This is a genomic window from Planomonospora sp. ID82291 (genome assembly GCF_015711645.1).
In the GTDB taxonomy this organism is placed as follows: Bacteria; Actinomycetota; Actinomycetes; order Streptosporangiales; family Streptosporangiaceae; genus Planomonospora.
The window spans coordinates 90,672-109,591 of the sequence record NZ_JABTEX010000007.1 but is presented as its reverse complement, the minus strand read 5'-3'; the positions used below and the strand labels follow the sequence as shown (position 1 = coordinate 109,591).

Sequence of the window (18,920 nt, the reverse complement as noted above, 5' to 3'; positions counted from 1 at the left end):
TGCCTGACGGCACCCGCCGGTGTGAGGCGACTCGACGGAAGGGCGGTCGGCGTGATCCGCCGGCCGCCCTTTCCGTCTGTCCGGCACGTCCGTCCGACGGGGCGGCGTGGACATCCCGCTCGACGGCGCGGGACGCGAAGAGAGGGTTCGCACACGTGGTCAACAGCATCGACGGCCTCGTCAGCGGCATGAGCACCAGCTCGCTGATCTCCCAGCTCATGCAGGTGGAGTCGGCCCCGCAGACGAAGCTCAGGTCCAAGGTCAGCGCCCAGGAGAAGGTCCAGAGCGCCTACCAGGCGATCAACACCAAGCTGGCCGCGCTGAAGACCGCCGCCGATGCGATGTTCGCCGACGCCACCTGGACCTCGTCCAAGGCCTCCTCCTCTTCCACCGCGGTCACCGCGACCACGGCCGCCGGCGCCCCGCCGGCCGCCCTCACCTTCAACGTCGACGAGCTCGCCCGGGCCCAGGTCAGCACCGCCGTCTTCGGCTCGGCCGCCGGCCCCGCGCTGGACATGGCCGGAGGGATCACCGGCGTCAGCATCAAGATCGGCACCGGCGACCCGGTCGACATCGCGGTCGCCGCGGACAAGAACACCCCCCAGGGCATCGCCGACGCGATCAACGCCAAGAAGCTGGACGTGCGCGCCACGGTCGTCACCACGGCCGACGGCCCGGTGCTCCAGCTCTCGTCCGCCAAGACGGGCACCGCCGCCGCCTTCGGCGTCGTCGGCGTCGCCCGCGCCACCTCCTCCTTCGCAGCCGCGACCGACCCGGCGGTGGCCGACCCGGACGCCGGCGTCGACATCACCGTCGGCGCCGGGGCGCCGGTGAACGTCAAACCCGTGACGAACACCCCGCAGGGGCTCGCCGACGCGATCAACGGCTCGGCGGACCTCGCCGCGCTCGGCGTCACGGCGAAGATCACCACCGTCTCCGGCCAGGGCCCGAAACTGGAGATCGTCCACAGCAAGACCGGGACCGCCGAGACCATGCAGGTCAGCGGCCTCACCGTGGGGCCCGCCGTCACCCGCACCGGCTTCGGCGAGGCGGTCAACGTCGCGACCTCCGCTCTGGACGCACAGATCACCGTGGGCAGCGGGGCCGGCTCCTACACCGTGACCAGCGCCACCAACTCCTTCACCGGCGTCATGCAGGGCGTCACCCTCAACGTGAGCAAGAAGGAGACGGGCGTCACCGTCACCAACAGCCTCGACACCGACGCCATCACCGGCAAGATGAAGTCCTTCGTCGACGCCGCCAACTCCGTGCTCAGCGAGATCAGCGGCCAGACGTCCTACAACTCCATCTCGAAGACGAAGCAGCCCCTCACCGGCAACTTCGGGGTCCGCCAGATCGCGCAGACCATCCTCGGCCAGACGGGCAACGGCCAGAGCGGCTACGGAAGCTTCGCGCAGATCGGCGTCCAGCTCGACAAGACCGGCAAGCTCACCTTCAACCAGGAGACGTTCCTCAAGGCGTACACCGCCGATCCGGACAAGGTGCGGAAGGCGGTGACGGCCACGGACCCGGTCGTCGACGCCAGGGTCGACGCCCAGGGCAAGCCGGTCCCCAAGACCGAGGTGACGGCCGTGATGGGGCTGGCCGAGAAGCTCGGCATCATCGCGAGCAACAGCACCGCCAACCTCACCTCGGCCATCAAGGGCGGGGAAAGCCTCCTGAAGGATCTCAACCAGCGGATCGGCGCCTGGGACCTGCGGCTGGAGAAGCGCGAGGAGGCGTTGCGCAAGCAGTTCACCGGCCTCGAGGTCGCGCTCGGCAAGATGAACCAGCAGTCGAGCTGGCTGGCCGGACAGATCAACAGCCTGCCAAAGATCGAGAATGGATCGTGACGTGAACAACCCCTCCATGCGGGCCCGGTACATGGCCGACGCGGTGACCACCGCGTCCCCCGGCAAGCTGCTCGTCATGCTCTATGACCGGCTCGTCCTCGATCTGGTGAAGGCGGAGGAGGCCATCGGCCGCCACGACCGGGAGACCGCCTCCGCCCAGCTCCAGCACGCGCAGGAGATCGTCATCGAGCTGCGCTCCTCGCTGCGGATGGACGCCTGGGACGGGGCCAGGGGCCTGTCCGAGGTCTACGGCTTCCTGCTCACCCAGCTCATCCAGGCCAACGTGCGGTTCGACGCGGCCCAGGTCGCCTCCTGCCGCGCGCTGGTCGAACCGCTGTGCGACGCCTGGCGCGCCGCCGCGTCCGAGGTCTCCACCGGTGCCGCAGTCCGGGTGGCGTGACCGTGGCCGCCCAGCCGCCGGGGACCGGCGAGTGGCGCACGGCCTGGGCCGCCGCGCTCGACTCCCTGGAGATGGACGTCGCCGCCACTGAGGCGATGCTCTCCGGCGACCACCGTGCCCGCGAGATCGCCCCCGCCGACCCGTGGTCGCCTCCGGAGGGACTCGGCCCGCTCCCCCTCGACCTGCGCCCCCGCGCCGACGCGATCCTGGCCCGCCAGCTCGCCGCGGCCCAGGCGCTGGCCCTGGCCATGGTCGGCAACCGCCGCCAGGCCGCGATGGTCGCCCGTGTCGAGTCCGGCAGCGACGGGGCGGCCCGCCCCGTCTACATCAACTGCGCCGCCTGAGCGCCTTTCCGGAGCACCTCCGGAAAGGCGCCCGCGCCGTCCCTCGCTCGTGGCGGCCGGCCCGGGCCGATGGGGGCGCCCCCAGGCCGGTCTCGGCCGGCTACGGTCTCGGCCGGCTACGGTCTCGGCCGGCTACGGTCTCGGCCCCGCCGGACCGGCCAGGCGCCGGACCTTGAGGACGTTGTCCCTCCGGGCGACCGGCCGCCCGTCCGGAGCGGTCTGGGGCCGCTCGTACTCCTCGCAACGCTGCACCTCCCACCGCCCGTCGGGGAGACCGAGGGATTCCAGGACCTCCTGCGGGGTGGGGAGGTGGACGTCGTGGTGCTCGTGCTCCCACGGGGGCGGGCCCGCGTGCCCGGCGACGAGGAGCGTCCCGCCGGGAGCGGTGGCGGAGGCGGCGGTCCGCAGGATCTCCTCCCGGGGCAGGTCGCCGTGCGAGTGCAGGAAGCAGGCGGAGACGAGGTCGAAGACGCCGTCGGGGAAGGACGCCCCGAGGTCGTGCCACTGCCAGTCGACGCGGTCGGCGACACCGGCCTCGGCCGCGTGCCGGGCCGCCCGGTCGAGGGCGACGCGGGAGACGTCCACGGCGGTGACGCGCCAGCCCCGCCGCGCGAGCCAGATCGCGTCGGCCCCCTCACCGCACCCCAGGTCCAGGGCGCTGCCGGGCTGCAGCCCGCTGACCTCCCGGACCAGGACGACGTTGGGGTTGCCGCTCCAGACCCGCTCGCTCTCGCTGTAGCGGGCGTCCCAGAGCTGCTCGGACGAGACGGGTTCGTCTGCCATCAGGGTGTCCTCCTCATGTTGCCGCCATGGGTACGGCCACCGCCGCCCCCGGCCTGAACTATCCGCCGCCGATGACCTTTTCTGCAAATCATTTTGCCGAAATGGCAAAAACAGCGGCGGTGGTGTGAACCCCCCCCTCGCCAGGACGGCCGCGCCGCCTGTACGGCGAGCGGGCACGTCGGACACGGCGCCGCCACGGGCGCATGTGAGGTGCGTCGATCGGCCGGTGGTGTGGGGGGTTGAGGGTTTCCCGGTGGCGGCAACCGGGCCGCACCCGTGGCGCACTGGGAGCGCTACGTCCGGGCGGCTTACTGGATGTCGAAGGCCGCTACAGCAGGGCTTTCACCGGCCCCGCCCGAGTCCTTTCCGGGAGATCGAGCGGAACCGGAGTCCTGTCGCCGCACGAAGGAATCACTTCCATGACGTTCACCGCTCGCCTCACCACCAGCGCCCGCCTCCTCACCGCCGCCCTGGGTCTGACCCTGACCGCCGGGCTGAGCATGGCCACTGCCGGTACGGCGAGCGCGGAGACCGGCGAGGGCGAGCAGGTCATGCTCAAGGGGTCGACCACCGCGTCCTACTACTGGGACGACGCCTCGGGCCGCAACGGTGACACGGGTCTTCCGGCGTCGGGCAAGCCGATGCAGAAGGGCCTGGCCGCTTCGCCGTCGTGGCCGCTTTTGACCGAGGGCTATGTGCTCTACAAGGGCAGGAAGGCGCCGTTCTTCGTGGGCGACCGCGGTCCGGGCATCCCCTCCAACCGGGGTGTGATGCTGGATCTGGACGCCAAGACGTTCGCGCAGCTGACCGGTGGGACCTTCAACGCCGACACGCTGGGTGTGGACGGCAACGGCGGCAAGGGCCACATCAAGGTCACCTATGTGATCACCAAGTGGGGCAAGGGCGTGGGCACCAAGAACCACCCCAAGCCGTTCGCCACGGGTGCGTGGGCCAAGAAGGACCGCGACCCGGCCGAGCCCGTGACCCTTCCGGCCAAGGCCGAGCCCAGGAACGAGAACGCGGCCGGCAAGGACAAGGACGGGGCCGAGAAGGCCGCGCCGAAGACCGGCGAGATCACGACCGAGAACGTCGCCGCCACTTCGGGCACCGGCGAAGCCGGCGGGATCTCCACCGGGATCGCGCTCGGCGGGCTGCTCATCGCCGCCGGCGGGGCTTATGCCGGTCGCCGCATCCTGATCGAGCGTCTCAGCGTCAAGCGCGGCTGAGCGGGACCTGATCCTCTCCACGACAGGTACGAGGCCGTCACCGGTCGATCCGGTGGCGGCCTCGACGCGTCATCTCCTCCGCCGGGGCCGGGGGACGCTCCGTCTGCTCGTCTCGGGTGTTCACGGCGTGAACACCCGTCGGGCCGTCGATGCCTCTCCTGGCCCGGGCACTCGGCCGTGCGAATCCCGGCCCGCGGGCTCATGCGGGCGGGATCGCCGGTGGTGTGGGGGGTTGAGGGTTTCCCGGTGGCGGCAACCGGGCCGCACCCGTGGCGCACTGGGAGCGCTACGTCCGGGCGGCTTACTGGATGTCGAAGGCCGCTACAGCAGGGCTTTCACCGGCCACGCCCGAGTCCTTTCCGGGAGATCGAGCGGAACCGGAGTCCTGTCGCCGCACGAAGGAATCACTTCCATGACGTTCACCGCTCGCCTCACCACCAGCGCCCGCCTCCTCACCGCCGCCCTGGGTCTGACCCTGACCGCCGGGCTGAGCATGGCCACGGCCGGTACGGCGAGCGCGCAGACCGGCGAGGGCGAGCAGGTCATGCTCAAGGGGTCGACCACCGCGTCCTACTACTGGGACGACGCCTCGGGCCGCAACGGTGACACGGGTCTTCCGGCGTCGGGCAAGCCGATGCAGAAGGGCCTGGCGGCGTCGCCGTCGTGGCCGCTTTTGACCGAGGGCTATGTGCTCTACAAGGGCAGGAAGGCGCCGTTCTTCGTGGGCGACCGCGGTCCGGGCATCCCCTCCAACCGGGGTGTGATGCTGGATCTGGACGCCAAGACGTTCGCGCAGCTGACCGGTGGGACCTTCAACGCCGACACGCTGGGTGTGGACGGCAACGGCGGCAAGGGCCACATCAAGGTCACCTATGTGATCACCAAGTGGGGCAAGGGCGTGGGGACCAAGAACCACCCCAAGCCGTTCGCCACGGGTGCGTGGGCCAAGAAGGACCGCAATCCGGCCGAGCCCGTCACCGTTGCTCCGGCCGCTCCGAGCGCGACCGAGATCCTGGCCGCGGTGCTGCGCACCGCCGCCCTGTGATAGCCGGATCCCGTCCGCCGGGAAACCCGCGTCCGGTAGAGAACCGACCGCACACCCGACAGGAGACCCGCACCCGGTTCCCTCCGGTCGGACAGCGCAGAGGCCGTCACCCGGACATCCGGGGGCGGCCTCCACGCGTTCCCGGCCGGAGGGAGACCGCACCCGGCGGCGGCACATCGGTACTCCTGCCGCCGGAAGTGTTCACGGCGTGAACACTCGCGCTTCTGCTCGGGGTCCTGGCCGGGTCTGCGGCTTCTTGCGGCGGGGCCGTGTGCGGACCGCGGGGTGTTTACGGCGTGAACACTCGCGCTTCTGCTCGGGGTCCTGGCCGGGTCCCGGCCTCTTGCGGCGGGGCCGTACCGGGGCTCACGAGTGTTCACGCCGTGAACACCATGGCGGTCAGTCGACGGGTTCCTCGGTCTCACCGGTCCAGGAATCCATCTCGGCCAGCTCGCGGCCGATCTGGTCCGCCCACTCCTGCGCCCAGGATTTCAACACGACGATCTGCTCGGCGCGGCAACCGTACGCTTCGAACTCCTCATCGGAGTAAGCGGCCGCGTGATCGAGCTGGTCGCGCAGGTCCTCCAGGTAGAAGTCCTCGTCCAGCGCCTTCCTCCCCAGCGTCACGAGCTCGGCGTTGCTGAAGTACGCCGTCGCACCGTGGACATCGATCACATCCCGTGGCAGTCCGCGGTCGTGCAGAGCTCCCACTTTCAGTGCCACGGCGTCCTCCAGGGAGAGAACCGGACCGAAACTCATGAGGGCGGCCGGGTGGTTGAGCGGTTCCTTGAGGATGTCGATGCGGTAGGCCGCCCCCGTCGGGAGAGCGACGGTCAGGTGCCCCTTGCGTCCTTCGGCGGAGACTACGCGGGCCTGAAGTCCTGACTGCCGGTAGGCGTGTGCGAGCGCCGCGGCGATCTCTTCCACCGGAGCGGCACTGGCGGTGGCGAAGTCCAGATCGTCCGAAGGACGGCTCACCAGCCCATGCGCTCTGATCGCGTAACCACCCGCGAGGACCAGGCCGTACCGATCGCAGATCGGAAGAGCCGCTCGCATCAGCAGTGCGTGGTCGCCTTCAAGCGGATCGGGCAACGGCGGCCGCCAACTCCGGGAACCGTTCCTGCCACAGGCCGCGGAGTACGCGGGGCAGCCGCAGTCGGGCCCAGTCGGAACGGAGGAGGTCGGCGTTCAACCATTGGGTGTAGTGCTCGGTGGTGATCGCCGAAGTGAGCACGGTCATGTGGAAGAGGTAGCGCTGGTCACGGTCGGAGAGGTCGAAACGGGTCCGCCCCGACCAGGCGATGTCAGAGGGAAGATCGACCACGCCTCCGTCCGGACCGTTCAGCGACGAGAGTGACGGCGGCAGCGTCCGGGCCGTTCCCGCCCAGCGGGACGGCAATGATACGGCGCTTTGAGTGCTCACGCCCTCATTCTCACCCATGCCGTCCGCATGGCACAGCTCGAAGGCCGAGAAGGCGTCCAACGGCTCGGTCGGTGATCCTCCGAAAGGCGACCCGTGCCGCCGCCTGGGACCGGCTTCCGCTGTGGGCGGTCCGCTTCCCCGGCCTGCGAGGGGTGTCGATCGGCCGGTGGTGTGGGGGGTTGAGGGTTTCCCGGTGGCGGCAACCGGGCCGCACCCGTGGCGCACTGGGAGCGCTACGTCCGGGCGGCTTACTGGATGTCGAAGGCCGCTACAGCAGGGCTTTCACCGGCCAGCTGGTATCGGCCGGAGTCCTGTCGCCGCCCGTGAGGAGCCCGCTTTCATGACCGCCACTCGTTTCGCCGCCCGTGTCCTGACCGCCGCCGCCACTGTGACTCTGACCGGGGCGATCGTGGCCGGTGCGGCCGGTACGGCGAGCGCGCAGACCGGCGAGGGCGAGCAGGTCATGCTCAAGGGGTCGACCACCGCGTCCTACTACTGGGACGACGCCTCGGGCCGGGCCGGTGACACGGGTCTTCCGGCGTCGGGCAAGCCGATGCAGAAGGGCCTGGCGGCGTCGCCGTCGTGGCCGCTTTTGACCGAGGGGTATGTGCTCTACAAGGGCAGGAAGGCGCCGTTCTTCGTGGGCGACCGCGGTCCGGGCATCCCCTCCAACCGGGGTGTGATGCTGGATCTGGACGCCAAGACGTTCGCGCAGCTGACCGGTGGGACCTTCAACGCCGACACGCTGGGTGTGGACGGCAACGGCGGCAAGGGCCACATCAAGGTCACCTATGTGATCACCAAGTGGGGCAAGGGCGTGGGGACCAAGAACCACCCCAAGCCGTTCGCCACGGGTGCGTGGGCCAAGAAGGACCGCAATCCGGCCGAGCCCGTCACCGTTGCTCCGGCCGCGACCGAGATCCTGGCCGCGGTGCTGCGCACCGCCGCCCTGTGATCCCGCCCACCGAGTCCGACCGCACACCCGACAGGAGACCCGCACCCGGTTCCCTCCGGTCGGATACCGCAGAGGCCGTCACCCGGATATCCGGGGGCGGCCTCCACGCGTTCCCGGCCGGAGGGAGACCGCACCCGGCGGCGGCACATCGGTACTCCTGCCGCCGGAAGTGTTCACGCCGTGAACACCCGTGGGACTGATGCGTCCTCTCGAAGACGGGTGATCAGGGGACGGACTGCCGTTGGCTGTACTCCTCCGCGGCTGCCAGCAGCACACTCAACGGGATCATCGCTTGGCTGTCCGCAAGACTCGCCACGATCACCTCACGGATCAACGCCGACGGTTTGACACCCCGCTCCGCTGCTCGAGCACGGACAGCGTCCATCACCGGCTTGGGCAATCGCAGTGAAGTGGTGATCATCTGGTCGCGACTCTCGTCAGTGAGGCCCACCGTCAGCTCCAGTTCTCGGGCGGGCCGTCCTGAAGGTCTTCGACGCTCACTCCGGGCAGGTCGGCCAAGAGCCGGCCCCAGACGTTCTTGCCCTCAAGGGTCAGCACGGTCCGGTCGGTCCGGTTGCCCCAGTAGGCGGCCTCGGCCACATCGATCGGCACGGTATCGACGCCGAGATCCGCCCAGGTGCCGGAGACTCCTCGCTGGGCATCGCTGTCAAGATCGACTTTGATGGGGTCGTATCCGACTCCGAACGTCACGACGATCTCGTCGGAATCAGGCTGAGGATTCCGAGCCAGGAGCTCCGCGTCCAGATATTCGCGCTCATCGACGGTGAGGCGTGCCCGTGCGGCGATCACCGAGGTGACAGGGAGGAGGAGACCGGCGGGAACCCGGCGCTTGATGGCGTGGACCATGCCGACCGCCTGATCGTGCCCCTGCGCGTAGGCGGCGATGAGTGAGGTGTCGAGGATGAACCTGGCACTCATGCCGTAGCGCGCCCGGCGTATTTCGCGATCAACTCCTCGGCCCGGCGTTCGCCGGACGCGAAGCCCTCCGGGTTGGCGGCACGGATCGATTCGATACGGCGGGCCTCGCGTTCCTTGGCGGCCCGATAGTCCTCCTGCATCTGCCGGTGGACGGCCTGGGCGATGTACTCGGCGGGAGTGATGTCCTGCCCGGTCTCGGTGATCCATTGTCTGGTCTCGGCGAGAAGGCCCGCGGGAAGAGGATCGCTGTCCATGATCCGAGCGTAGTGCATACGCATTGCGTCATACGGCGAGTCGACACCCTCTCCGAGAACTTCACGGGTGGACGCGTGCCGCTGGAGCCATCGCGTAGTGGTCTATCCGCTCGTGCCTCGCATGCTCGTCGGTGTTCACGGCGTGAACACCGCTTGGCGACAACGATCCGTCCGCGGACTGCCCCGGCGACTCGACATGGTGCGGAAACGCTGGCGGTGTGGGGGGTTGAGGGTTTCCCGTCGGCGGCAACCGGGCCGCACCCGTGGCGCACTGGGAGCGCTACGTCCGGGCGGCTTACTGGATGTCGAAGGCCGCTACAGCAGGGCTTTCACCGGCCAGCTGGTATCGGCCGGAGTCCTGTCGCCGCCCGTGAGGAGCCCGCTTTCATGACCGCCACCCGTTTCGCCGCCCGTGTCCTGACCGCCGCCGCCACCGTGACCCTGACCGGGGCGATCGTGGCCGGTGCGGCCGGTACGGCGAGCGCGCAGACCGGCGAGGGCGAGCAGGTCATGCTCAAGGGGTCGACCACCGCGTCCTACTACTGGGACGACGCCTCGGGCCGGGCCGGTGACACGGGTCTTCCGGCGTCGGGCAAGCCGATGCAGAAGGGCCTGGCGGCGTCGCCGTCGTGGCCGCTGCTGACCGAGGGCTATGTGCTCTACAAGGGAAAGAAGGCGCCGTTCTTCGTGGGCGACCGCGGTCCGGGCATCCCCTCCAACCGGGGTGTCATGCTGGATCTGGACGCCAAGACGTTCGCGCAGCTGACCGGTGGGACCTTCAACGCCGACACGCTGGGTGTGGACGGCAACGGCGGCAAGGGCCACATCAAGGTCACCTATGTGATCACCAAGTGGGGCAAGGGCGTGGGCACCAAGAACCACCCCAAGCCGTTCGCCACGGGTGCGTGGGCCAAGAAGGACCGCGACCCGGCCGAGCCCGTCACCGTTGCTCCGGCCGCTCCGAGCGCGACCGAGATCCTGGCCGCGGTGCTGCGCACCGCCGCCCTGTGAGAGCCGGATCCCGTCCGCCGGGAAACCCGCGTCCGGTAGAGAACCGGCCGCACACCCGACAGGAGACCCGCACCCGGTTCCCTCCGGTCGGACACCGCAGAGGCCGTCACCCGGACATCCGGGGGCGGCCTCCACGCGTTCCCGGCCGGAGGGAGACCGCAGCCGGCGGCGGGACATCGGTACTCCTGCCGCCGGAAGTGTTCACGGCGTGAACACTCGCGCTTCTGCTCGGGGTCCTGGCCGGGTCTGCGGCTTCTTGCGGCGGGGCCGTGGGTGGGCTGCGGGGTGTTTACGGCGTGAACACTTGTGCTCGCGTCCGGCTCTCTATCCCGGCCTCTGCTCTCTCCTGGCGGGGCCGTGTGCGGACCGCGGGGTGTTTACGGCGTGAACACTCGCGCTTCTGCTCGGGGTCCTGGCCGGGTCTCCGGCTTCTTGCGGCGGGGCCGTACCGGGGCTCACGAGTGTTCACGGCGTGAACACCGAGGGCACTGTCCTGCCGCCGTACCGGCTTCCGACTCCTCGTTGCGGGACCCGTGCGCACGTCGGGTGTTCACGGCGTGAACACCCGACGCTTCGAGCGGTCCCGCGGTGCGGGTGGCCCGGCCCACGCCGGTGGGCCGGGCGGGCCGGACGTCAGCGGGCGACGGCGGCGGACAGCAACTCCACCAGGGTCTCCAGGTCCTCGCGAGAGAGCCGGGCCCGCAGCTCCGCCGCGATCATCGACGGCGGCCCGAGCGGGATGACGCCGCGGTCCCGCCTGCCGGCTCCCGGCTGCCGCGGGACGACGGGGCCGGGCTCCGGAGTGTTCACGCCATGAACACCCACCCGCCTCGGGTTCTCCTCCTCCGGAGGCGAAAGGGGGACGGTGACCGGCAGAGACTGCTCCTCCGGAGGGAGCTTGCCGATCTCCCGGGCGTCCTCCACCTTCAGCGCGCCGTCCGCCAGGGCCTGCTGAAGCTCGGGCGTGAGCTTGAGCAGCACCAGCCGCTGCGATCCCCAGGCGGGCGACTTGCCCACCCTGCGGCAGGCCTCCCGCAGTGAGATCTCGCGCAGCTCCATCAGCCGCTGCAGGGCCCGTGCCTCCTCCAGCGGCGTCAGGTCGTCGCGCTGGAAGTTCTCGATGAGGGTGCGCTCCTCGGCGGACTCGGCGGACTCGCGCACCTTGACCGGCACCTCCGCCAGCCCGGCCAGCGCGGCCGCGTGGCGGCGCCGGTGGCCGTGCTGGATGACGTACGGCCGGTCGCCGACCTGCGCGGCGTGGTGCGGGTGGACGGCCAGCCAGATGTCCCGGGGGACGACGACCAGGTCCTGCAGCACGCCCTCGTCGCGGATCGTGTCGGCGAGCCCTTCCAGGTCCCGGAGGCTCTCCCGGGGGTTGTCCGGGTTGTCGGCCAGGTCTTCCAGCCGCAGGGTCTCCGGCCGCGTCGTGGTCGTGATGACCACCGGGTCCGGGGCAGGGGCCTTCCCCTCGGGCCCGGCCGGCTGGCCGACCATCAGAGCCGCGAGACTCGTCCTCTTCCCCGCCATCAGCCGTTCCCGTTCCGCATCTGCCCGTGCTCCAGGGCGAGCCGGTAGAAGTCCTCGCGCGCCTCCATCGCCACCCGGTTCTTGGGGTACTGGGTGACGACCAGGCCCTCGGCCGACGCGCGGGAGTGGATCTTGTAGTGCCGGATCACCGTGTTGGCGAGCGGCCAGCCCTGGTTGCGCACGAACTGCAGGGTGTCGTCCAGGTCGGCGCGGCCGTCACGCGGGTCCCAGTTGTTGGCGACCACGAGGTAGGGCAGCTTCCGGGGCTTGACGACCTTCTCGATCGTGTTGAACGTCGGCTGGAACGAGAGCGGTTCCGGCTCGATGGGGATGATCACGTCGTCGGCGTTGTCGAGTACGGCGCGCAGCGCCTCGGCGGCTTTGCCGTCCCCGAGGGGGTCGTCGGAGGAGGCCCCGTCCGACAGGTCGAGCCAGCCGGGGGTGTCCACCCACACGTCGGTGACGTGCGGGATGTGGCGGAGGCCCGCCAGCCCGGCGATGTCGTCGTGGGCCTGGACGAAGTCGAAGGGGAGGGCGTCGCCGACGCGTTCCGACCACCAGACGGCGGACCCCTGCGGGTCGATGGAGACCGTGACGACCGGGGGGTTCTCCCCCGCCACCCCGCCCACGGTGTCGGCCGTGACGGCGGCGAGGTTGACGGCGAGCGTGGACTTGCCGACGCCGCCTTTCTGATTGAGGACAACATGCACTCTGGCCACGTCGGGCTCCTGTTCCGTGTGCTTCCCGGTTTGGTACTTCGGATCAGGAGGCCAACTATTCCAGATGTCCCAGGTGTTCACGCCGTGAACACCTGGGACGCGCGGGGCACCGGGATTCTCCGGTGACGGCCGACCGGCCGGGCGCGGTGCCCGCGGGCCGGGACGGACACCGCCGCCGCCTCCGGGCGGGAAGGGGCAGGGGGACCCCATGCGATGCCCACCGGGACAGAGATCCGTGGCCGCCGCCGTCATGCCGGGTCCACGTGTCTCCGCCCATAGGGGCATGACTCGTTAGATCATCGCTCGCCGTCCTTCCGGTGCGTGGGACGGGTGAGCGTAGTGTGAAATGAGGCCGCTGTAGTCAGAGATGGGAACCATGTCCGGTCCTGAAGGCTGACTGATGCGGTGCCCCTTCGAGTGAGCCGTGTGGTCCACGATCGCGACGCACGGCGCGGAAGGAAACGATCACGATGATGACGATGATTCGGCGTGCACTGGTGATCACAGGAACCGTTGCGGCCCTGGGGCTCGCCGGTCAGAGCGCCGCCCTGGCGGACAACGACCACCCGTATCCGTACGGAGGCTATGGCTACGGCCCTGGCTGGGGCAGCAGCTGGTACTACTCGAACTACCAGTTCGCCGGGCCGTACGGGGCCAGCAGCAACTACCTGTACAGCTACGCCTGGTGAGAGAGCGTGTCGGGGCGGTCCGGGATCCGGGCCGCCCCGACCGCGTCTCCGGACACCGCGTGCTCGGATGGCCTGCCCGGGCACGACGACATGCAAGACCGAAAGTCCGAAAGTCTGAATAACGACGGCCCGAAATTCGCCACCGGGACCGGCTCCGCGCTTCGCGGCGGAGGAGATCCGCGGACGCGCGGGCCCGGGCGAAGCGAGGTGTGCTCAGTTCCGGCACCTCCCTGCCGATCGGGTGACCGCATAGTCAATCACGGAGGATCACATGCGGCGTGTCCGGATCGGGGTACGACTGGCGGCGGCGTTCACCGCGGTGCTGACGCTGCTCGCGGTGATAGCGGTGATCTCCCTCCTCGCGGTCCAGGACCAGCGGAACACCGCCGCGCAGGTCCGGGATCTCCAGGTGCTCACCAGCCAGGCCAAGGAGATCAAGTTCTACGCGGCCGGCATGAGCGGCTGGCAGAGCTCCTATATCTCCGACGTCCACCGGCTGGGCGCCGAGCGGGCGTTCGGCGGCGACTCGGTCAACTACAAGGCCTGGCAGCAGGAGCGCGAGCGCTTCGAGAAGTTCCTGCCGCAGGTGGCCGTCGGCTCGATGACCGCCGCGGAGCGGAAGTTGTTCGAGCGGGTCCGCGCCGAGTCCGAGACGTACTTCGCGCTCAACGACACGATCGTCGAGACGTTCAGGCCGGGCACCGCCGAGGCCCTCTGGAAGGGCGACCAGCTGGCCGTCTACGACAGCTGGAACACCTACTACCGGATCCTGCGGGCCTCGCAGCAGCTCGCCCAGTCCGTCGACCAGCGCAGCCAGGCCGCGGTGGAGGCCTCCTCCGCGGCGGCGGCCTCCGCCCAGCGGGCGATCACCGTCGGCACGGCGCTGGCCCTCCTGCTCGGCTGCGTCCTGGCCTGGCTGGTGACCCGGAGCATCGTCGCCCCGGTCACCGCGGCCCGGGACGCCCTGCGCACCGTGGCCGCCCGCAGGCTGGACGTGGAACTGCCCACCGAGGGCCGGGACGAGCCCGCGCAGATGGCGGAGGCGCTCAACGAGGCGCTCGCCGCGGTCCGCGGGGTCGTCACCGACGTGGCCGCCCACGCCGGGACGCTCGCGGACATGTCGACCGAGCTGGACGAGGTCACCAGCGTCTTCGCCGACAGCGCGACCAGGACCTCCGTGCAGGCCGGGGCCGCCGCCGCGGCCTCCCAGGAGGTCAGCGACAGTGTGCGCAACGTCGCCGAGGGGTCGCGCGAGATGGGCGGCGCCATCGAGGAGATCTCCCAGAACGCCTCGGACGCGGCCCGGGTCGCCGCCGAGGCCGTGACCGTCGCGAAGTCGGCCAACGCCACCGTGGTCCAGCTGACCTCGTCGTCCTCCGAGATCGACCACGTGGTCAAGCTCATCACCTCCATCGCCGAGCAGACCAACCTGCTCGCCCTCAACGCCACCATCGAGGCGGCCCGCGCCGGGGACGCCGGCAAGGGCTTCGCGGTCGTCGCCCACGAGGTCAAGAACCTGGCGCAGGCGACCGCCTCGGCCACCGAGGAGATCGGCCGGCTCGTCCAGACCATCCAGAGCGACAGCGCCGCGGCGGTCGGCGCCATCGGCCGGATCAGCGAGGTCGTCGCGGGCATCAGCGACTACCAGATGACGATCGCGAGCGCGGTGGAGGAACAGACCTCGACCACGAACGAGATGAACCGCAGCGTCGCCGACGCCGCCGGCGGCGCCTCCCGGATCGCGGAGAGCATCACCGCCGTGGCCTCCTCGGCCTCGGCCGTCGACGCCGACGTCTCCCGCTCGCGCCGTACCGTCGCCGAGCTGACCGGCGTCTCCCGGCGGCTGCGCGAAGCCGTCGAGCAGTTCCGCTACTAGCGCCCATGCCCGTGAGCCCGCCGTACGGACACCGTGAGCACACCGTGAGTCCGCCGTACGGACACCGTGAGCACACCGTGAGCCCGCCGCAGGTCCCGCGGGACCTGTCCGATCCGCGGTTCAGAAGCCCGCAGGACCTCCCCGATCCGCACGTCAGAAGGAAGAGCACAGTGGCTGACAGGTCGAACAAGAGCAGGATCGCGCTGGCCGCGCTGGCCACCGCCGCCGCCACGGCGCTCGCCGGGTGCGGGACCGAGGCGGAGCCGATCGTGCGCGCCGCCGCCGCGGGCGGCGACGGCCTGGGGCTGGAGCAGGTCCGGGTCGGCCTGGCCTTCGACCAGGGCGGCCGGGGCGACAAGAGCTTCAACGACGCGGCGGCCGCGGGCCTGGACCGGGCGAAGGAGGAACTGGAGGTCGACGGCGCGGAGGCCACGCTCTCCGCGGAGACGGAGGAGGAGCGGACCGCCAAGCTGCGCGAGCTGGCCGAGCAGGGCCGCAACCCCGTCATCGCGGTGGGCTTCCTGTACGCGGCGTCCCTCAAGACGGTCGCGGCGGAGTTCCCCGGCACCACCTTCGCGATCGTCGACGACGAATCCTTCACCGCCCCGAACGTGGTCTCCCTGGTCTTCGCCGAGGAGCAGGGCTCCTACCTGGCCGGCGCCGCCGCGGCGCTGAAGTCCCGCACCGGGAAGGTGGGCTTCATCGGCGGCGTCCGCATGCCGCTGCTGCAGAAGTTCGAGGCGGGCTTCGCGGCGGGCGCCGCCGAGGCCCGGCCGGGCGTGCGGGTCAGCGTCGACTACCTCTCCACGCCGCCGGACTTCGGCGGTTTCGGCGTGCCCGACAAGGCGAAGAAGGTCGCCGAGGGGATGCTGGCCTCCGGCGTCGACGTCATCTACACCGCGGCGGGCGGGTCCGGCGCGGGCTCCCTGGAGGCGGTCGCCGCGCGCAAGGGGACCTGGGCGATCGGGGTGGACGCCGACCAGTACCAGACCGCGGACGCCGGCGTCCGGGAGTCCATCCTCACCTCCATGGTCAAGCGGGTGGACAACGCCGTCTTCCAGGAGATCCAGGCCTTCATCAAGGGCGACCGCGGCGGCGGCGTCAAGCGCTTCGACCTCAAGACCGACGGCGTCGGCTACGCGACCTCCAACACCGAGGCGGTGGCCCCGGTGCAGCGGAAGGTCGACGCCGTCCGCCGGCGGATCCTCGACGGGACCGTCACCCCGCCGACCACGCCCTGAGCCCGGCGCGGTACGCGCGCGACCTCGGTACGCGCGTCGGCGTCGGCACCGGGGACGCGCTGCGGCAGCTCGACCTCGCCGCGGTGGAGGGTCAGCCGCGAGACCCGGGTGGCGGTGGCGGCCACCCGCGACATGGTCCGATCACCTGTGCGATGCGATGACCGGTCGAGGGACCACCGGTCTGCGGGCCAGGAGGCAGCCCTGCTGGTGCCTCTCGCCCCCCTCGGGCTCGTGCAGCAGCCGGACGGTCGTCTCGAACCCGGCTCGTCCGAGCAGGCCGGCGAGGAGGTCGAGCGGCCAGCGGTAGGCGGGCGCCACCTTGTGGCCGTACGGCTCCGCCGTGCGCAGCGACCCGTCGCCGGACAGGAAGCCGAGCAGCAGGTGGCCGCCGGGGGTCAGCACCCGGTGGAACTCGCCGAAGATCTCCGGCAGCCGCTCCGGCGGCGTGTGGATGGTCGAGTACCAGGCCAGGACGCCGCCGAGGGAGCCGTCCGGCAGGTCCAGTCCGGCCATCGAGCCCTCGTCGAAGCGCAGGTGCGGATACGTCCGCCGGGCGATGGCGACCATCTGCGGCGACAGGTCGATCCCGGACACGGTCAGCCCGAGGTCGTGCAGGTACGCGGTCATGCGGCCGGGACCGCATCCGAGATCGGCGACGGGGCCGCCGCCGGCCCGCACGAGTTCGGCGAAGACGGCGAGCATCGCCCGGTCCAGCGGCATGGCGTCGAGCGCGCCGTCGACGAACTCGGTGTAGGCGACGGCCATGGCGTCGTAGGAGGCGCGGGTGGTGCGCAGGAAGTCCGGTTCGGTCACGGTGGGAAGCGTAACCCGCCGCCTCCGGCGGAACGGGCGGCCTCCGTGGCAAGCTCGTCCGTATCCCGAAACCGTCCGCGCCCGGAGGAAGCATGTCCAAGCCCCCGCTGCCCGCCGACGCCGTGGCCATGGTGGCCCGGCCCAACCCGTGCACCATCGCCACGCTGCGGGCGGACGGCGCCCCCGTCTCCACCGCCACCTGGTACCTGTGGGAGGACGGCAGGGTCCTGGTCAACATGGACGAGGGCCGGGTCCGCTTGAAGCACCTGCGCCGCGATCCCCGCGTGACGCTCACCGTCCTCGACGGGGACGGCTGGTACACGCACGTGAGCCTGATCGGTCGCGCCGTCGAGCTCCGCGACGACGAAGGACTGGCCGACATCGACCGGATCTCCCGCCACTACACCGGCAGGCCGTACCCTGACCGGGTCCGCGCCCGGGTCACCGCCGTCATCGAGATCGACCGCTGGCACGGCTGGGGCGCGTTCAAGGACAGCGACCAGGCGTCCCCCTGACCGGCGGAACGGACGCCCGCCCTGACCCGGGAGGTCTCCCTGGTCAGGGCCCGGGGGCGGACCCGGGGAGCGGTCACCGGGCCGCGAGTGACATATCGCCATCTGGCGCTATCATTGCCAGATGGCGATAAATGAGGGCGGTCCGTGCGTGGCCGCCGACATCGCCGCCGGCATCGCTCCGGCGGCGGCGCTGTTCCACTCCCTGTCCGACGAGACCCGGCTGCGCATCGTGGCCCGCCTGGCCCGCGGCGAGGCCCGGGTGGTGGACCTGACCGGTGAGCTCGGCCTGGCCCAGTCGACCGTCTCCAAACACCTGGCGTGCCTGCGCGACTGCGGCCTGGTCGGCTACCGCGCCGAGGGCCGCCAGTCGTTCTACGCCCTGACCCGGCCGGAGCTGATGGACATGCTCAAGTCCGCCGAGACCCTGCTGTCCGCCACCGGTCACGCGGTCGCCCTGTGTCCGGCGGACGGTCCCGCCGTGTGTCCGGACGAGGGTCGCGCCGCTCCGGCGGCCGAATCCGGGATGATCGCATGAGCGTCCCCGCCCTGACCGCCGAACGGCGCGCGGTGCTCAACCGGCGCAGCCTGCACCTGGCCTACGCCACCGCCGGCTACAACCTGCTCGAAGGCGCGGTGGCCATCGCCGCCGGCGCCGCGGCCTCCTCGGCGGCGCTGCTGGGTTTCGGCCTGGACTCCTTCGTCGAGGTCTCCTCGGCCGCCGTGGTCATCTGGCAGTTCCGCTCCCGCCTCCCGGAGGCCCGCGAGCGGACCGCGCTGCGGCTGATCGCGGTCTCGTTCTTCGCGCTGGCCGCCTGGGTCGGCGTCGACGCCGTGCGTTCCCTGCTCACCGAGGGGGACGCCGATTCCTCGCCGGTGGGCATCGGGCTCGCCGCGGTGTCGGTGGTGGTGATGCCGCTGCTGGTGGCGGCCAAGCGCCGCACCGGCCGCGAACTCGGCTCGGCCACCGTGGTGGCCGACTCCACCCAGACGATGCTGTGCACCTACCTGTCGGCGGTGCTGCTGGCCGGCCTGGTGCTCAACGCCGCCTTCGGCCTCTCCTGGGCCGATCCGGTCGCCGCCCTGGTCATCGCCGCCGTCGCCGTCCGCGAGGGCGTCGAGGCGTGGAGGGGCGAGCAGTGCGACGACTGCGCCCTGCCCTCGGCCGGCGAGACCCGGGAGACCCGGGAGCCCCGGGAGACCGGATGCGGGTGCGGCCCCGGCTGCGCCGACGCCTGCTGCGGCGGAGAGCGGACCGCCGCGCCGCCCGGGGAGGGCACCCGATGAGGCGCGGTCCGGGGAGCGGTGCG

General features: G+C 71.0%; 22 protein-coding genes. 13 read left to right on the top strand and 9 right to left on the bottom strand.

Annotation, left to right across the window (positions count from 1 at the left end):
- Nucleotides 1-155: 155 nt before the first annotated feature.
- The 3 genes from fliD to HS045_RS30960 are packed head-to-tail and all read left to right on the top strand — an operon-like array spanning nt 156 to nt 2,597.
- Nucleotides 156-1,853, top strand: coding sequence for a flagellar filament capping protein FliD (gene fliD / locus HS045_RS30970; protein ID WP_196455159.1), 1,698 nt, complete (start codon nt 156-158; stop codon nt 1,851-1,853).
- Nucleotides 1,843-2,253 (top strand): flagellar export chaperone FliS, encoded by a 411-nt coding sequence (fliS, locus tag HS045_RS30965; RefSeq protein WP_196455158.1) that lies wholly within the window; start codon nt 1,843-1,845, stop codon nt 2,251-2,253. Before fliD ends, fliS begins: the two co-directional genes overlap by 11 nt.
- Nucleotides 2,250-2,597, top strand: a complete 348-nt coding sequence (locus HS045_RS30960; RefSeq protein WP_196455157.1) for a hypothetical protein — start codon at nt 2,250-2,252, stop codon at nt 2,595-2,597. The genes fliS and HS045_RS30960 overlap by 4 nt, the downstream gene beginning before the upstream one ends.
- 132 nt (nt 2,598-2,729) lie before the next feature.
- Here HS045_RS30960 and HS045_RS30955 read toward each other — a convergent pair whose 3' ends face one another.
- Complete coding sequence (locus HS045_RS30955; protein ID WP_196455156.1) at nt 2,730-3,380, bottom strand: cyclopropane-fatty-acyl-phospholipid synthase family protein; 651 nt, start codon at nt 3,378-3,380, stop codon at nt 2,730-2,732.
- A gap of 419 nt (nt 3,381-3,799) precedes the next feature.
- On the opposite strand from HS045_RS30955, the gene HS045_RS30950 reads away from it, so the two are divergent.
- Together HS045_RS30950 and HS045_RS30945 are read left to right on the top strand one after the other, a co-directional pair.
- A complete protein-coding gene (locus HS045_RS30950) occupies nt 3,800-4,606 on the top strand; it encodes a hypothetical protein (RefSeq protein ID WP_230885134.1) in 807 nt (268 codons plus the stop codon).
- 412 nt (nt 4,607-5,018) lie between these two features.
- Nucleotides 5,019-5,651 carry a hypothetical protein gene (locus HS045_RS30945; RefSeq protein WP_230885133.1) on the top strand — a complete coding sequence of 211 codons (633 nt, stop codon included), beginning with the start codon at nt 5,019-5,021 and terminating at the stop codon, nt 5,649-5,651.
- Nucleotides 5,652-6,050: 399 nt separating this feature from the next.
- On the opposite strand, the gene HS045_RS30940 is transcribed toward HS045_RS30945, so the two are convergent.
- Together HS045_RS30940 and HS045_RS30935 are read right to left on the bottom strand one after the other, a co-directional pair.
- Nucleotides 6,051-6,743: a nucleotidyl transferase AbiEii/AbiGii toxin family protein gene (locus HS045_RS30940; RefSeq protein WP_196455155.1), complete on the bottom strand. Its 693-nt coding sequence runs from the start codon at nt 6,741-6,743 to the stop codon at nt 6,051-6,053.
- A complete protein-coding gene (locus tag HS045_RS30935) occupies nt 6,727-7,134 on the bottom strand; it encodes a hypothetical protein (RefSeq protein ID WP_196455154.1) in 408 nt (135 codons plus the stop codon). The genes HS045_RS30940 and HS045_RS30935 overlap by 17 nt, the downstream gene beginning before the upstream one ends.
- A gap of 280 nt (nt 7,135-7,414) precedes the next feature.
- Between HS045_RS30935 and HS045_RS30930 the strand changes: the two genes are divergently transcribed.
- Nucleotides 7,415-8,029, top strand: a complete 615-nt coding sequence (locus HS045_RS30930; protein WP_230885132.1) for a hypothetical protein — start codon at nt 7,415-7,417, stop codon at nt 8,027-8,029.
- 223 nt (nt 8,030-8,252) lie between these two features.
- Here HS045_RS30930 and HS045_RS30925 read toward each other — a convergent pair whose 3' ends face one another.
- Genes HS045_RS30925 through HS045_RS30915 form a run of 3 tightly spaced genes read right to left on the bottom strand, consistent with a single transcriptional unit; the run spans nt 8,253 to nt 9,222 of the window.
- Entirely contained in the window at nt 8,253-8,480 is a 228-nt protein-coding gene (locus HS045_RS30925) for a hypothetical protein (protein ID WP_196455153.1), read from the bottom strand.
- 2 nt (nt 8,481-8,482) lie between these two features.
- The gene (locus HS045_RS30920; RefSeq protein ID WP_196455152.1) at nt 8,483-8,968 is read right to left on the bottom strand and encodes a hypothetical protein; all 486 of its coding nucleotides are present in this window, start codon (nt 8,966-8,968) and stop codon (nt 8,483-8,485) included.
- Nucleotides 8,965-9,222 carry a hypothetical protein gene (locus HS045_RS30915; RefSeq protein ID WP_196455151.1) on the bottom strand — a complete coding sequence of 86 codons (258 nt, stop codon included), beginning with the start codon at nt 9,220-9,222 and terminating at the stop codon, nt 8,965-8,967. The genes HS045_RS30920 and HS045_RS30915 overlap by 4 nt, the downstream gene beginning before the upstream one ends.
- A 387-nt stretch (nt 9,223-9,609) precedes the next feature.
- Between HS045_RS30915 and HS045_RS36325 the strand changes: the two genes are divergently transcribed.
- Nucleotides 9,610-10,233 carry a hypothetical protein gene (locus HS045_RS36325; protein ID WP_307827811.1) on the top strand — a complete coding sequence of 208 codons (624 nt, stop codon included), beginning with the start codon at nt 9,610-9,612 and terminating at the stop codon, nt 10,231-10,233.
- A gap of 633 nt (nt 10,234-10,866) precedes the next feature.
- Here HS045_RS36325 and HS045_RS30905 read toward each other — a convergent pair.
- The gene (locus HS045_RS30905; protein ID WP_196455150.1) at nt 10,867-11,760 is read right to left on the bottom strand and encodes a ParB/RepB/Spo0J family partition protein; all 894 of its coding nucleotides are present in this window, start codon (nt 11,758-11,760) and stop codon (nt 10,867-10,869) included.
- Nucleotides 11,760-12,479 carry a ParA family protein gene (locus HS045_RS30900; RefSeq protein WP_196455149.1) on the bottom strand — a complete coding sequence of 240 codons (720 nt, stop codon included), beginning with the start codon at nt 12,477-12,479 and terminating at the stop codon, nt 11,760-11,762. Before HS045_RS30900 ends, HS045_RS30905 begins: the two co-directional genes overlap by 1 nt.
- A 479-nt stretch (nt 12,480-12,958) precedes the next feature.
- Between HS045_RS30900 and HS045_RS30895 the strand changes: the two genes are divergently transcribed.
- From HS045_RS30895 to HS045_RS30885, 3 genes are all read left to right on the top strand, one after another.
- Complete coding sequence (locus HS045_RS30895) at nt 12,959-13,168, top strand: hypothetical protein (RefSeq protein ID WP_196455148.1); 210 nt, start codon at nt 12,959-12,961, stop codon at nt 13,166-13,168.
- A 271-nt stretch (nt 13,169-13,439) separates the two neighbouring features.
- A complete protein-coding gene (locus HS045_RS30890; RefSeq protein ID WP_196455147.1) occupies nt 13,440-15,044 on the top strand; it encodes a methyl-accepting chemotaxis protein in 1,605 nt (534 codons plus the stop codon).
- A gap of 170 nt (nt 15,045-15,214) precedes the next feature.
- Nucleotides 15,215-16,285 carry a BMP family protein gene (locus tag HS045_RS30885; protein ID WP_196455146.1) on the top strand — a complete coding sequence of 357 codons (1,071 nt, stop codon included), beginning with the start codon at nt 15,215-15,217 and terminating at the stop codon, nt 16,283-16,285.
- Nucleotides 16,286-16,426: 141 nt separating this feature from the next.
- Here the strand turns inward: HS045_RS30885 and HS045_RS30880 are convergent, their stop codons facing one another.
- The gene (locus HS045_RS30880; protein WP_307827810.1) at nt 16,427-17,098 is read right to left on the bottom strand and encodes a class I SAM-dependent methyltransferase; all 672 of its coding nucleotides are present in this window, start codon (nt 17,096-17,098) and stop codon (nt 16,427-16,429) included.
- A gap of 92 nt (nt 17,099-17,190) precedes the next feature.
- On the opposite strand from HS045_RS30880, the gene HS045_RS30875 reads away from it, so the two are divergent.
- From HS045_RS30875 to HS045_RS30865, 3 genes are all read left to right on the top strand, one after another.
- Nucleotides 17,191-17,613, top strand: a complete 423-nt coding sequence (locus tag HS045_RS30875) for a PPOX class F420-dependent oxidoreductase (RefSeq protein ID WP_196455145.1) — start codon at nt 17,191-17,193, stop codon at nt 17,611-17,613.
- Between the two features lie 121 nt (nt 17,614-17,734).
- Complete coding sequence (locus tag HS045_RS30870; RefSeq protein WP_196455144.1) at nt 17,735-18,148, top strand: metalloregulator ArsR/SmtB family transcription factor; 414 nt, start codon at nt 17,735-17,737, stop codon at nt 18,146-18,148.
- Complete coding sequence (locus HS045_RS30865; RefSeq protein WP_196455143.1) at nt 18,145-18,897, top strand: cation transporter; 753 nt, start codon at nt 18,145-18,147, stop codon at nt 18,895-18,897. The genes HS045_RS30870 and HS045_RS30865 overlap by 4 nt, the downstream gene beginning before the upstream one ends.
- The last annotated feature ends 23 nt before the right edge of the window (nt 18,898-18,920 follow it).